We start from the raw sequence: 12,757 nt of genomic DNA on the forward strand, positions 1-12,757 counted from the left end.
GCCGCTCAGTTCGGTTTGAACGGCGAGCGCTTGAGGTTCCACTTTGCGAAATCCGATTTGCCGCTCTGGTAGGGATATCGCTGGGAAAAGAACGGGTTGACGGCCGCGACATATTCGAATTTGAGCGAGATATCGGCCACGGCAGCGATCAGAGGCCGATAGCTGTACCGCCCAGAGACGACGATGATAGCTTCCTGAGCGACGAAACCGTTGGCAATCACGGTTTTCTCCCAAGGCACATCTTCGGCAGATCCCAGAAAATTGTGGGCGGGAAATTGCAGCCGGGCGACCTTATCCACCAGTTTGACGCTTCTCAGCGTCAGGTCGAGTTTGCCCGTCTGGAGAATGCCGCTGCCGGAAAGGACGACGAAACTCGGAACCCCCGTGCGCACCCGTTCCTCGAATTCGGGGAATCTTGCCGCCCAGCGCGCTGAATCGTCGACTATCGTCATGAACCGGTCATAGCTGAGCCAACCCCGCCCGACCTCAATGATCGCTGCAAGCATAAGGACAAGCAGCGGCGCCAAAAGCCCCATTTCCAACGCCGCAGCGCCAGAACGGCAACGGCCGAAACCAGCAAGACGCAACACCCATGTCGTCTTTTTCATTCCGTCACCCGCACGGCAGTGATCGCCAGGGAAATATTGCGCAACTGATGAATGCCGCCCGTGTCCGGCACAAGGAAACGCGTCGTTGGCATCAAAAAATTCCAGTTGTAACCGATGGCCAGAATGTACTGCCCGGCGGTATCGGCGGGCGGGCGAAAATCGTTCACGATCGGTATGGGCACTTTGGCTTCGGCAATATCGTCGTCGGGGATCGGTAAAAGAGCAATCTTGAGAGTGGTCTCATCCGTCCCGCCAATAAAGCGAGAGGAAATTGCCTTGCGCAACGCAATCTCGGTCGCCGGTTTACCGTCCGCCGCCGCCTTGCGGAGATACTCGATACCCGCATTCGATGCGAACGAGAGATAGAGGTAGTAGAGCATCAGCAGGCCGATTTCGAGCGTCCCGAAAATCAGCGCAAAAAACAGCGGCAACAGCAGAGCCGTCTCAACCGCCGTTGCTGCCTTTCGGTCGCCGAGCAGCCGGGAGCATAAGCGATGCGCGAACCGGTATCTCAGCCCGACGCCGCGGCTCTGATCCTGGCGCGAAAAAAGGAGAGATTTCATCTCAGCCCTCTTCCATTCGATCCACGTAGATGAGCTGGAAACCGGTGATGATGCCACCGAAGCTGTCGCTCAGGCCGGTTGCCTCAATCGTCACCCGATAGATCGAGTAGGCCTTGACCCTTAAAATGTACTCCCTCGGCGTCCAGGCAATACTTTTCTTATCCTGGGTCAACTCCCACACCCTCTGCTGGGGTTGCAGGTCAGGAAGGAGCTGTTGGAGCGAGATCTTGATTCCGTTTGTTTTTTCCACGTCCTCGGCGGCCCGGCGCCCATTATACCAAACCATGATCTTATATATTCCGGGATGAAGCTCGACATTCTTGTAAATCGAGCTATTGGCTTCGATATTTTTTTTCTTGCCGGGCTTAGGCGGGCCCCAGTCACTATCGAGCTCCATGACATAACGGGTTGGCAATGAGAGCTCCGCGCCTGCCTTCTTGTCGATTTCGATCTTGTCGGTGGTCTTTGCCTTATCGACCTCCTTCAAAGTGCAGGCTTTGTCGTTGGCGGTAGGGGCCTCGTTGAGTTTCTTGCTCTGCATTCCCGCCGGATAACCCTCCCAATTGTGGTTGCGGCGGCAGCAGGGGCTGCTCCAGTCCTGCAACTCGACGCCGGGGCCGGTCCCACCATCCCATCCGATTTCCGAATAGGGATAGACACCCCAGCAACCGCCGGGGGTTTCCTTGGTGACGCCGTTTTTCAGAACCCGCTCGACGCCGAGAGCGTTGCTCTCGAACATATTGTCAATGATAACCGCATCGTCCTCGGGATAGGGCGGGATACCTTCGCAGGACTCATCAAGGCGATATTTCAGCTTCTCGAGATTGAACATCTCCGAGAAAATCAGCCCGTAACTGAACTCGGCATTGATTTTTGTCTCAGTCCATTTCACTTGCACGTCTCGCGAGAGGACCTTCTGCTTGGTGGATTGAATCATCGCATCGAAGGCCCCGGCCACATTGGCGCGCCGCACTTCATCGGACAATGTGAAGGTGCGAGTCGGCTTGGTGGCTCTTTCGCACGCCATCGCCATGACCCGCTTTGACTGGTTGTAATAGGCCAGCGCCCTGCCACCCTCAAAAAGCAGCCCCAGCAAAATGATAAAGACCGGCAGCAGCAGCGCGGTCATGATGGCGAAGGTACCCGCACGGTCCCTGAGGAGCGATGAAAACAGGCTCCATTTCCATGCCGCTTTTTTTATCCGCCTGCTCGTCATCAAAACACCGTCTCATGTCGCTCATCGCCATGGGAAAGGCGCGCTGTGAAAAGCGACAGGCCTGGCTTTCTGCGACGCTAAAAAATGTCCGGCTCACGCCGGTCGCTCAAAAATTGCTCGTTGGTCGCCGGCGGCGCTGCTTTTCGAGCAACTTCGCCTGACCACTGAAATACAGGGGTCAATTAACACGCAAACCGTAAATCAAAGCTCAATCGGAACCTAAAAATATGAAGCAAATTCATATGCTTAGTTTATTTATTAGTAAATTAGAGCCAGCCAATAAAATCGTATGACCGCGTGACGGCAGTGTGGGGTTTGCATTCACGGTTTCTTCCGAAAACACAAACTTGGGTTCGCCCCTTGTCCCTCCAGCCAAGCTCGGGCAAAACAGCCCTGTTCAATCACAAGACAATGCCAGGAGATAAGATATGGACGTTCGCGCCGCAGTTGCCATTCAGGCCGGAAAGCCGCTTGAGGTCATGACCGTTCAACTCGAAGGCCCGCGCGCCGGCGAAGTGCTGGTTGAGGTCAAGGCGACCGGCATCTGCCATACAGACGATTTCACCCTGTCGGGCGCCGATCCGGAGGGCCTGTTCCCGGCCATTCTCGGCCATGAGGGCGCGGGCGTCGTCGTCGATGTCGGACCGGGCGTCACCTCGGTCAAGAAGGGCGACCATGTCATTCCGCTCTACACGCCGGAATGCCGCGAATGCTATTCCTGCACCTCGCGCAAGACCAATCTGTGCACCTCCATCCGCGCCACACAGGGCCAGGGCGTGATGCCGGACGGCACCTCGCGCTTCTCCATCGGCAAGGACAAGATCCATCATTATATGGGCTGCTCGACCTTCTCGAACTATACGGTTCTGCCCGAGATTGCGCTTGCCAAGATCAATCCCGACGCACCTTTCGACAAGGTCTGCTACATCGGCTGCGGCGTGACAACAGGCATCGGCGCCGTCATCAACACCGCCAAGGTCGAGATTGGCTCAACGGCGATCGTCTTCGGTCTCGGCGGCATCGGCCTCAACGTGCTGCAGGGCCTGCGCCTTGCCGGCGCGGACATGATCATCGGCGTGGATATCAACCCCGACCGCAAGGCCTGGGGCGAGAAGTTCGGCATGACCCACTTCGTCAACCCGAAGGAAGTCGGCGACGACATCGTGCCCTATCTCGTCAACATGACGAAGCGCAATGGCGACCTGATCGGCGGCGCGGATTACACATTCGATTGCACCGGCAACACGAAGGTCATGCGCCAGGCGCTGGAAGCTTCGCATCGCGGCTGGGGCAAGTCGGTCATCATCGGCGTTGCCGGTGCCGGCCAGGAAATCTCCACGCGTCCGTTCCAGCTCGTCACCGGCCGCAACTGGATGGGCACCGCCTTTGGCGGCGCACGCGGCCGCACGGATGTGCCGAAGATCGTCGACTGGTACATGGAAGGCAAGATCCAGATCGACCCGATGATCACCCACACCATGCCGCTCGAAGACATCAACAAGGGCTTCGACCTGATGCATAAGGGCGAAAGCATTCGCGGCGTCGTGGTTTATTGATTGGACAAGACGCAGGCGGGCGCGCGAAACCGCGCCCGCCCGCCATTCATGCAAATGTGATCGCCTCCAACCCGCTGCAGCCATTGCGATTAACGGGACGGTAAATCTATCGTCGTAAGCCGATACTACGCGGTGGAGTTGAAAATCCCTCCCCGCCCAGAACGACGCCAGACCTGCGGAGAGCGACCCTGAAAATCGTACCGATCGACAACGGAAACCGCGTCGCCGCCGTCGCTCTTCTGGCGAAAGGCTTCCCGGAAAAAAGCGAGGCCTTCTGGTCGCGCGGGTTGTCGCTCGTCAGCGAACATCACGAGCGGTGCGAACTCGGCGCTATCGGGCAATTGCTGATGAAGGGCGACGATGCCGCAGGTGTGCTGCTGACGATCAAAAGCCGCCTGCCGGAAACCGGCAGGATCGTCGTCAACCTGTCCAGCTGGTATGTGGAGCCTTCCTGCCGCTGGTTCGCCCCGCGCATGTTGCAGATGGCCTCCTCCAATGAGGACGAAATCTTTACCGATCTCACCCCCTCTCCCGAAGCCTGCAAGCTGAATGAGAGGCTGGGCTTTGCGACGGTGACCGATTGCACGCTTTTTTATCCGCTGCCCTTCACGGCACTTCGCCCGGCAAGCGCACGGCTGCGCCCGCCAGGCGAGATAAAACCGGAAATACTCTCCGCCGAAATGCGCGACATGCTGGAAGACCACGCCCGTCTCGGCTGCATCGTGGCGGTTATGGAGGCGGAGAACCGCCATTACCCGCTGGTCTTCCTGAAAACCGCGACCAAAAGACTGCCATCCGCGCGCCTCATCCATTGCGAAGACCGGCAGGTCGCGCAAAGGCACATATCCGCAATTGCCCGCCACCTTCTTGGCCATGGCCGGCTTGCGCTGACCATGGCGGCGATGGGCGCAGAGCGAAAGGTCGGCGGGCTTGCCGCACATAAATCTGCACCGATACAAGTAAAAGGCGCATGGAACCCACGATTTATTAACGAAGCATACTCAGAGTTGGTGTTATTGCCACCGTAGGTATTTTAGTGAGTCGTGCGCGACTTGACGGAATCTTGGCCTTTAAAGAAAAAACGCCGTTCCGGGCAGGTCATTGGGAAACACGCGGGAAATCGGAGAACGAGCATGCTTGCAGCGAAAAAGAGTGAAATCGACGTTGCTGATACCATCTATTCCTACCTCTCCAACCGTTTTCCCGCCTATGCCCCCTTTTCCGCCGATACGCTGCTTCTCGAAGGAGGCGTGATCGATTCGCTCGGCTTTCTGGAACTGATGATCTTCCTCGGCGAGGGTTTCGGCATCATTCTCGATGACGAACATTTCACGCCTGAAAATCTCGGCACGCCGGCCGATCTCATCGCCTTCGTCCTCAGGGAACGGAGGAGATGACACCCCATTTCCTGCTGCACCACCTGCTTACCGCCCGCGCGGCGAGCGACGATCAGGCCCTCGTCCACAAGGACCGATCGCTGAATTATCGCGAATTTTCCGCAGCGGCGGCCCATTGCGCGGCGGCATTGCAGGAAGCCGGAGCGCAACGCGGAGACCGCGTCGTCATCTATCTGCCGCGCGGCATTGAGGAATGCTGGTCGATCTTTGGCGTGAGCATGGCGTCCGGCGTCTTCGTGCCCGTGAACGCATTGCTGAAGGCGCAGCAGATCCGCCATATCGTCAGGGATTGCGGCGCAAAAATCGTCATCAGCGACGCCGCAATGATGGAAGAGCTGAAAGCGGCACTGGAAGACCTTCCCGAGGTCACGGTGCTGCTGGCGGAAGAGATAGAGGCCCGCGCCGACACACCCGCCCGGCCTTCAGCGGCAATCGGCGAAGACCTGGCCGCCATTCTTTATACCTCCGGCTCCACCGGATCGCCCAAGGGCGTGATGCTGTCGCACCGCAATCTTCTCGCCGGCGCGCGCATCGTGCGCACCTATCTGGCAATTACCGGCAGCGACCGCATTTTGTCCCTCCTGCCCTTCAGCTTCGATTATGGCCTGAACCAGCTGCTGACAGCGGTGGAACAGGGCGCGGCCACGATCATCTCCACCTTCCGGCTGGGCGACGAGATCGTCCGCGATCTGCGCGACCATGCCATCACGGGTCTCGCCGGCGTGCCGACGATCTGGGCGATCCTGACGAAGGCGGCCCCGTCGCTCACAAAGACGCCTCTGCCGCATCTGCGTTACATCACCAATTCCGGCGGGCGCGTGCCGCAGGAAACCGTAAAAGCGCTGCGCGAGAAGCTGCCGGATACGAAAATCTACCTGATGTATGGCCTCACGGAAGCCTTCCGCTCCACCTTCCTGCCGCCTGAAGAAATCGACCGCCGCCCGACCTCCATCGGCAAGGCCATTCCCGAATGCGAAATTTTCATCGTCACCGCCGAGGGACAAAAGGCGAAGCCGGGTGAACCCGGCATTCTCGTGCATCGCGGCCCGACCGTCTCGCTGGGTTACTGGAACCGGCCGGAGGATACGGCAAAGGTGTTGCGCCCTCACCCCTTCATTCCGGCGGCGATGGGCGGCGAGACCGTGTGTTATTCCGGCGATCTGGCGGTGGAGGACGAGGATGGTTTCTTCAGCTTCGTCGCCCGCAACGATGCAATGATCAAATCGTCGGGCTATCGCATCAGCCCGACCGAGGTTGAGGAAAGCCTGATGTCGACAGGCCTTTTCCAGCAGGTCGCCGTCATCGGCCTGCCCGACCCCTTTGCGGGCGAAAAGGTCCATGCCGTGGCGACTGCCGCCAACCAGAATATCGATGTGACGGCGGCTCTGAAGAAAGCAGCCGAAATGCTCGCCCCCTTCATGATCCCGCGCGCCATCGAACTGGTGGAACGACTGCCGGTCACGGCCAATGGCAAGGTGGATTACCGCGCGCTGGTGCGCGAACGGACGGACAATGACGCCAACGGATAAACCCCAGAGCCACCGCCCGGCTTTTGCAGCCGCGTTATTCGACATAAGCGAGAACGATCTGATGATCGGTGGACTTCCCGTGCGCGATATTGTCGCCGGGACCGGAACGCCTTGCTTCCTCTATGACGCCGCCGCCATGCGCCGCGCCTATCGCGATCTCGAAACCGCGCTCGGCGGTTTTGCCGATATCTATTATTCGGTGAAGGCCAATCCCCTGCCCGCCATCGTCTCGCTTTTCCGGCAGGAAGGTGCGGGTGCGGAAATCGCTTCCGTCGGCGAATACCGCGCCGCCATCAAGGCCGGTGTCGCAGCGCAAAACATCATCTTTGCCGGCCCCGGCAAAGGAATGGCCGAGCTGCGCGAAGTGATCGAGGGCGGCATCGGCGAAATCCACATCGAAAGCGCCGAGGAAATCACCCGCATCGAGGCAGTCGGCAAGCCGGTCAAAGCTTCGATCCGCATCAATCCGGTGCCGGATGCACAGGCCGGCGCGATGCGCATGGGCGGCAAGGCCACCGCCTTCGGTTTCGATGAGGAAGAGCTGGAAAATGTCCTGCCGCTCTTCAAGGACGCCCGATATATCGATCTCGTCGGCGTCCATATTTACGGCGGCACGCAGATTCTCGATGCCGACACGCTTGTCTCCCAATGGAGACACGGCATTTCCCTTGCCGCGCGCATGGCCGAGATGCTCGGTAAGCCGCTCGAAACCATCGATCTCGGCGGCGGTCTCGGCATTCCCTATTTCGCAGGCGAAACGCCGCTCGATCTTGAAAAAGTCAGCACCGCCATTCCCGACCTCAAGGCGCTCCTGAAGGCGCATCCGCTGATAACCGACGCCCATGTCATCGTCGAACCCGGCCGTTTCCTCGCCGGTCCCGGCGGCGTCTATGTGGCGGAGGTGAATTCGGTAAAGACCTCGCGCGGCACCACCTTCGTGGTGATGGATGGCGGCATGCACCACCACCTCGCCGCCTCCGGCAATCTCGGCCAGATCGTCAAGCGCAACTATCCCATTGTCGCACCGGCCATGATGCTGGCGAAGCATGAAGAGACGGCAACCATCGTCGGCCCGCTCTGCACGCCGCTCGATACGCTTGCCCGCAATGCGGCGCTGCCGAAGCTCAAGGCCGGCGATCTCCTCGCCATCCTGCAATCGGGCGCCTATGGCGCCAGCGCCAGCCCTGCGGGTTTTCTGAGCCATGCGGCGGCGAAAGAGGTGCTGGTGGAGAATGGTGTGTTTGAGGTGATCGGGCGCTGAGGACGTTTGGTAGCGAAAACCGTAGCCGGCTTTCCTAAGGGCACACATTTGGCTGCTTACCCCGGAGCTTCCTCCAACCTCCCTCATTCCTGTGCTTGTCACAGGAATCCAGTCGACGCGCGTCTGTGCGGCGGGAGGAGTCTTTTCAGCCCAAGGACTTGGGCTGGCTGGATTCCTGTGACAAGCACAGGAATGAGGGAGGCGACTAACCCCGAAGCAACCTGTCCCCCACCGCGAATTTCGATTTCAGCAGACACTCGTCATACTCCGCCTCGGCAACGGAATCGAACACGATACCGCCGCCGACATTGAAGACGGCGCGGCCGTCGTCAAACAGGCTGAGCGTGCGGATCGCCACGGAGAAGCGCATATCACCACTTGGAGACATGAAGCCGATTGCGCCGCAATAGGCGTCGCGCGGAGTCGCTTCCAGCTCGCGCAGGATTTTCATCGCCCACATTTTCGGTGCGCCGGTAACGGAGCCGCAGGGAAACAGGGCGGCGAAGATATCTTCCACCGCCATGTCAGGCAGAAGTTTCGCCCGCACATGGCTGACCATCTGGTGCACGGTCGGATAGGTCTCGATATCGAACAGCCGCGGCACATCAAGGCTGCCGACTTCGGTGATGCGGGAAATATCGTTGCGCAGCAGATCGACGATCATGCGGTTTTCGGCGAGCGTCTTTTCGTCCGCCAGCATTGCGGCGATAATCGCCCGGTCTTCTTCCGCATCGGCTCCGCGCGGTGTCGTTCCCTTCATCGGATGAGTTTCGATGAAACCTTCCCCGTCAACCGAGAAGAACAGTTCCGGTGAGCGCGAGAGGATGACCGGCCCGCCGAGATCGACCAGCGCGCCATATTTCACCGGCTGCCGTTCGATCAGCGACCAGAAGGCCGTCAGCGGATCGCCGCTCCAGCGGGCATGAACGGGCATGGTCAGATTGCCCTGGTAACAGTCGCCGCGACGCAGATGGTCGTGCAGACGCTCGAAACGCTGGCAATAGTCTTGAATGGTCCATGCGGGCACGGGATCGGACAGAAACGCATCCGCATCCGGCAGATTTGCCGGCCGCGCAAACCGTCCCTCATCCGGCTGCGGACCGGAAAAGACGCCGAAATTGAGAAACGGCACGTTGCGAGGCTCGTCCGCGAAAGGCGCAAGCTTCGGCTCGAACAGGAAGCCCGCCTCGTAGGACATATAGCCGGCGAGGTATTTCCCGGCCCGGCGCAGCTCTTCCATGCGCTTGAGCGCAGCAAAAAACGACGCCGGTTCATCCGCGACGATGATGTCTTCCGGCTCGGTGAAGGCTGTCACCGTGCCGGTCGTATCATCCCGGAAAAGAACGTAAGGCGCGTGTGCCAAGGAAAAATCCGTAGAAGGAAGGTTTAGGGTGTTCAAAGCGGCGGATAGAAACCTCTCCTCCGTCATCCTCGGTCCCCGGATCAAGTCCGAGGATGTCCCGAGGATCTGCCGCTCGTTGATTTCTGCTACATTGGTAGATCCTCGGGACAAGCCCGAGGATGACGTCGAGTGTGGGGGAAGCTCTGCAACCTAAACCGGGTCTATATCGCCCCGCGCCCACATTTCGATGGTTTCCGCATAAAAATCGGCGAAACGGCCTTCCTCGATAGACTTGCGGATACCCTGCATCAGCTCCTGATAATAGGCAAGATTGTGCCAGGAGAGCAGCATGCCGCCCAGCGCCTCATTGGCGCGGGTGAGATGGTGCAGATAGGCGCGGGAATAATCGCGCGAGGCCGGGCAGTTGGACTGCTCGTCAAGCGGGCGCATATCCTCAGCATGGCGGGCATTGCGGATATTGACCTTGCCGCGACGGGTAAAGGCAAGCCCGTGACGGCCGGAACGGGTCGGCATCACGCAGTCGAACATATCGATACCGCGCGCCACCGATTTCAGGATGTCATCGGGCGTGCCGACGCCCATCAGGTAACGCGGCTTTTCGGTGGGCAGCACCGGCAGGGTGATATCGAGCATGCCGAGCATCACATCCTGCGGCTCGCCGACGGCAAGGCCGCCGACCGCATAGCCCTTCAGATCGAGCTGCTTCAGCCCTTCGGCGGAACGGACGCGCAGATCCGGCTGGTCGCCGCCCTGCACGATGCCGAACATGGCCTTGCCGGGTTGCTCGCCAAAGGCCACGCGGCAGCGCTCGGCCCAGCGCAGCGACATTTCCATGGCGCGCTCGATTTCCTTGCGCTCGGCCGGCAGCGCGATGCATTCATCGAGCTGCATCTGGATATCCGAATCGAGCATACCCTGAATTTCGATGGACCGTTCCGGCGACATATGGTGCAGAGAACCGTCCACATGGCTCTTGAAGGTCACACCCTGCTCGTCAAGCTTGCGCAGGCCGGAAAGCGACATCACCTGAAAACCGCCGCTATCGGTGAGGATCGGGTGCGGCCAGCGGATCAGCTCATGCAGGCCGCCAAGGCGGGCAACACGCTCCGGACCCGGCCGCAGCATCAGGTGATAGGTATTGCCGAGAATGATATCGGCCCCCAGCTCCCGCACCTGATCGAGATACATGGCCTTGACGGTGCCGACCGTGCCGACCGGCATGAAGGCGGGCGTGCGGATGACACCGCGCGGCATGGCGACTTCGCCGAGGCGTGCGCCGCCGCTCGTGGCTTTCAGGGTGAAAGTGAATTTGTCGTGCATCAGTTTTTCCGGAACAACAGGCTGGAATCGCCATAGGAATAGAAGCGGTATCCGGTTTCGATGGCGTGCTTATAAGCGTCACGCATCGTTTCGAGACCGCAGAAAGCCGAAACGAGCATGAACAGCGTCGATTTCGGCAGGTGGAAATTCGTCATCAGAATATCGACCGCGCGGAAGCGGTATCCCGGCGTGATGAAGATGCCGGTGGCGTCGGACCACGGGTGGACAACGCCATTTTCGTCGGCCGCACTTTCGATCAGGCGCAGCGAGGTGGTGCCGACGCAAACGATCCGTCCGCCGCGTGCCTTCACGGCATTCAGCCGGTCGGCGGTTTCCCGCGACACATGGCCGATCTCGAAATGCATCTTGTGATCGTCGGTATCGTCGGACTTCACCGGAAGGAAAGTGCCTGCCCCAACGTGAAGCGTCACGAAATGCCGCTCGATGCCCACCTTGTCCAGCGCGGCAAACAGATCGGGCGTGAAATGCAGCCCGGCGGTGGGGGCGGCAACGGCTCCCTTCTCGCGGGCGTAGATGGTCTGGTAATCGGTCTGGTCCTGCGCATCTTCCGGCCGCTTGGCGGCGATATAGGGCGGCAGGGGAATATGGCCGACGGAGGCAATCGCCTCGTCCAGCACCGGCCCGGAAACGTCGAACAGCAGCGTGATCTCGCCCTCCTCGCCCTTCTCCTCGACGGTGGCTTCCAGATGGGCAAGGCCGCAGGCATTGTCGCGCTCATAACCGAAACGGATGCGGTCGCCCTGCTTGATGCGCTTGCCGGGACGCGCGAAAGCCTTCCAGCGGGATTGATCGGCGCGCATGTGCAGCGTGGCCGAAACCGCCGTCTCCGGCGCGCCTTCGCGCAGGCGTACACCTTCGAGCTGGGCGGGAATGACGCGGGTGTCGTTAAAGACAAGCGCATCGCCGGGCTTCAGGAAGGACGGCAGATCGAAGACGCGATGGTCTTCCATGCGGTTCTCATTCGGATCGACAACCAACAGGCGCGCGCTGTCGCGCGGGTTCGCCGGGCGCAGGGCGATATTCTCCTCGGGCAGATCGAAATCGAACAGGTCTACACGCATGAAAGGGTCTTCCAGAAATCCAATTTGACACGGCACGGTGTTTTGCGGCCTGACGCATCTGCACCCCTCGCCCCTCATTCCTGTGCTTGTCACATGAATCCAGTCGGCGCGCGTCTGCGCGGCGGGAGGAGTCCTTTCAGCCCAGGGACTTGGGCTGGCTGGATTCCTGTGACAAGCACAGGAATGAGGGAAGAAGAGAACGGCGCGACGGATGGCAAGCGTCAAAACTGCCGCGTCCATCCTTAAAATCACGTACCGTCAATAAACGTCAAAACCCGCCTCGCATAGACTGCGAGACGGGTCGAACTGCAATTTCCGAAAATCAGGCCGCAGAAGCGAGCTTGATGGAAACGATCGAATCCGGGTCCTTCACCGGCTCGCCGCGCTTGACCTTGTCGATGGCTTCCATGCCTTCGATGACCTGGCCCCAGACGGTGTACTGCTTGTTGAGCCACGGAGAATCCGTGAAGCAGATGAAGAACTGCGAGTTGGCGGAGTTCGGGTTCTGCGAACGGGCCATGGAGCAGGTGCCGCGCACGTGCGGAATGGCGGAGAACTCGGCCTTCAGGTCCGGCTTGTCGGAGCCGCCCATGCCGGCGCGGGCCGGGTTGAAGCTTTCCGCACCCTTCTTGCCGAACTTCACGTCGCCCGTCTGGGCCATGAAGTCTTCGATGACGCGGTGGAAAACGACGCCATCGTAAGCGCCTTCCGATACGAGTTCCTTGATGCGGGCGACGTGGCCCGGAGCAACTTCCGGCAGCAGCTGGATCACGACCTTGCCGGTCGTCGTTTCCATGATGATGGTGTTTTCCGGATCCTTGATCTCGGCCATGACTATTCTCCTCTGTTCGGGCTCCATTGC

Annotated in this window: 12 protein-coding genes; 5 read left to right on the forward strand and 7 right to left on the reverse strand. The window is 59.8% G+C overall.

The window, feature by feature from the left end:
* Positions 1-5: 5 nt before the first annotated feature.
* Genes ACQZ5N_RS24430 through ACQZ5N_RS24440 form a run of 3 tightly spaced genes read right to left on the reverse strand, consistent with a single transcriptional unit; the run spans position 6 to position 2,387 of the window.
* Positions 6-608 (reverse strand): TadE/TadG family type IV pilus assembly protein, encoded by a 603-nt coding sequence (locus tag ACQZ5N_RS24430; RefSeq protein WP_448734379.1) that lies wholly within the window; start codon positions 606-608, stop codon positions 6-8.
* Positions 605-1,171: a TadE/TadG family type IV pilus assembly protein gene (locus ACQZ5N_RS24435; RefSeq protein WP_448734380.1), complete on the reverse strand. Its 567-nt coding sequence runs from the start codon at positions 1,169-1,171 to the stop codon at positions 605-607. Before ACQZ5N_RS24435 ends, ACQZ5N_RS24430 begins: the two co-directional genes overlap by 4 nt.
* 1 nt (position 1,172) lies before the next feature.
* A complete protein-coding gene (locus ACQZ5N_RS24440) occupies positions 1,173-2,387 on the reverse strand; it encodes a TadE/TadG family type IV pilus assembly protein (protein ID WP_448734381.1) in 1,215 nt (404 codons plus the stop codon).
* 428 nt (positions 2,388-2,815) lie between these two features.
* Between ACQZ5N_RS24440 and ACQZ5N_RS24445 the strand changes: the two genes are divergently transcribed.
* The 5 genes from ACQZ5N_RS24445 to ACQZ5N_RS24465 all read left to right on the forward strand — a co-directional run bounded on the left by ACQZ5N_RS24445 (position 2,816) and on the right by ACQZ5N_RS24465 (position 8,130).
* The gene (locus ACQZ5N_RS24445) at positions 2,816-3,943 is read left to right on the forward strand and encodes an S-(hydroxymethyl)glutathione dehydrogenase/class III alcohol dehydrogenase (RefSeq protein ID WP_003525152.1); all 1,128 of its coding nucleotides are present in this window, start codon (positions 2,816-2,818) and stop codon (positions 3,941-3,943) included.
* Between the two features lie 287 nt (positions 3,944-4,230).
* Positions 4,231-4,971 carry a hypothetical protein gene (locus ACQZ5N_RS24450; protein ID WP_448734382.1) on the forward strand — a complete coding sequence of 247 codons (741 nt, stop codon included), beginning with the start codon at positions 4,231-4,233 and terminating at the stop codon, positions 4,969-4,971.
* Between the two features lie 105 nt (positions 4,972-5,076).
* Positions 5,077-5,340 carry an acyl carrier protein gene (locus ACQZ5N_RS24455; RefSeq protein ID WP_020810249.1) on the forward strand — a complete coding sequence of 88 codons (264 nt, stop codon included), beginning with the start codon at positions 5,077-5,079 and terminating at the stop codon, positions 5,338-5,340.
* Complete coding sequence (locus ACQZ5N_RS24460; protein WP_448734383.1) at positions 5,337-6,869, forward strand: AMP-binding protein; 1,533 nt, start codon at positions 5,337-5,339, stop codon at positions 6,867-6,869. The genes ACQZ5N_RS24455 and ACQZ5N_RS24460 overlap by 4 nt, the downstream gene beginning before the upstream one ends.
* A complete protein-coding gene (locus tag ACQZ5N_RS24465) occupies positions 6,853-8,130 on the forward strand; it encodes a type III PLP-dependent enzyme (protein WP_448734384.1) in 1,278 nt (425 codons plus the stop codon). Before ACQZ5N_RS24460 ends, ACQZ5N_RS24465 begins: the two co-directional genes overlap by 17 nt.
* A gap of 205 nt (positions 8,131-8,335) precedes the next feature.
* Here ACQZ5N_RS24465 and ACQZ5N_RS24470 read toward each other — a convergent pair whose 3' ends face one another.
* From ACQZ5N_RS24470 to ACQZ5N_RS24485, 4 genes are all read right to left on the reverse strand, one after another.
* Positions 8,336-9,493 (reverse strand): aminodeoxychorismate synthase component I, encoded by a 1,158-nt coding sequence (locus ACQZ5N_RS24470; protein ID WP_448734385.1) that lies wholly within the window; start codon positions 9,491-9,493, stop codon positions 8,336-8,338.
* Positions 9,494-9,682: 189 nt separating this feature from the next.
* Positions 9,683-10,813 (reverse strand): tRNA guanosine(34) transglycosylase Tgt, encoded by a 1,131-nt coding sequence (tgt, locus tag ACQZ5N_RS24475; protein WP_448734386.1) that lies wholly within the window; start codon positions 10,811-10,813, stop codon positions 9,683-9,685.
* The gene (gene queA, locus ACQZ5N_RS24480) at positions 10,813-11,895 is read right to left on the reverse strand and encodes a tRNA preQ1(34) S-adenosylmethionine ribosyltransferase-isomerase QueA (protein WP_448734387.1); all 1,083 of its coding nucleotides are present in this window, start codon (positions 11,893-11,895) and stop codon (positions 10,813-10,815) included. Before queA ends, tgt begins: the two co-directional genes overlap by 1 nt.
* Before the next feature lie 322 nt (positions 11,896-12,217).
* Positions 12,218-12,727 (reverse strand): peptidylprolyl isomerase, encoded by a 510-nt coding sequence (locus ACQZ5N_RS24485; protein WP_020810245.1) that lies wholly within the window; start codon positions 12,725-12,727, stop codon positions 12,218-12,220.
* Between the last annotated feature and the right edge of the window lie 30 nt (positions 12,728-12,757).

This window comes from Agrobacterium sp. 22-221-1, assembly GCF_053522445.1.

Excerpts from the sequence above, each read along its gene's own strand:
- tgt (WP_448734386.1), bottom strand. The coding sequence starts at position 10,813 with ATGCACGACAAATTCACTTTCACCCTGAAAGCCACGAGCGGCGGCGCA.
- ACQZ5N_RS24430 (WP_448734379.1), bottom strand. The coding sequence starts at position 608 with ATGAAAAAGACGACATGGGTGTTGCGTCTTGCTGGTTTCGGCCGTTGC.
- ACQZ5N_RS24455 (WP_020810249.1), top strand. The coding sequence starts at position 5,077 with ATGCTTGCAGCGAAAAAGAGTGAAATCGACGTTGCTGATACCATCTAT.
- ACQZ5N_RS24465 (WP_448734384.1), top strand. The coding sequence starts at position 6,853 with ATGACGCCAACGGATAAACCCCAGAGCCACCGCCCGGCTTTTGCAGCC.
- ACQZ5N_RS24485 (WP_020810245.1), bottom strand. The coding sequence starts at position 12,727 with ATGGCCGAGATCAAGGATCCGGAAAACACCATCATCATGGAAACGACG.
- queA (WP_448734387.1), bottom strand. The coding sequence starts at position 11,895 with ATGCGTGTAGACCTGTTCGATTTCGATCTGCCCGAGGAGAATATCGCC.
- ACQZ5N_RS24445 (WP_003525152.1), top strand. The coding sequence starts at position 2,816 with ATGGACGTTCGCGCCGCAGTTGCCATTCAGGCCGGAAAGCCGCTTGAG.
- ACQZ5N_RS24440 (WP_448734381.1), bottom strand. The coding sequence starts at position 2,387 with ATGACGAGCAGGCGGATAAAAAAAGCGGCATGGAAATGGAGCCTGTTT.
- ACQZ5N_RS24435 (WP_448734380.1), bottom strand. The coding sequence starts at position 1,171 with ATGAAATCTCTCCTTTTTTCGCGCCAGGATCAGAGCCGCGGCGTCGGG.
- ACQZ5N_RS24460 (WP_448734383.1), top strand. The coding sequence starts at position 5,337 with ATGACACCCCATTTCCTGCTGCACCACCTGCTTACCGCCCGCGCGGCG.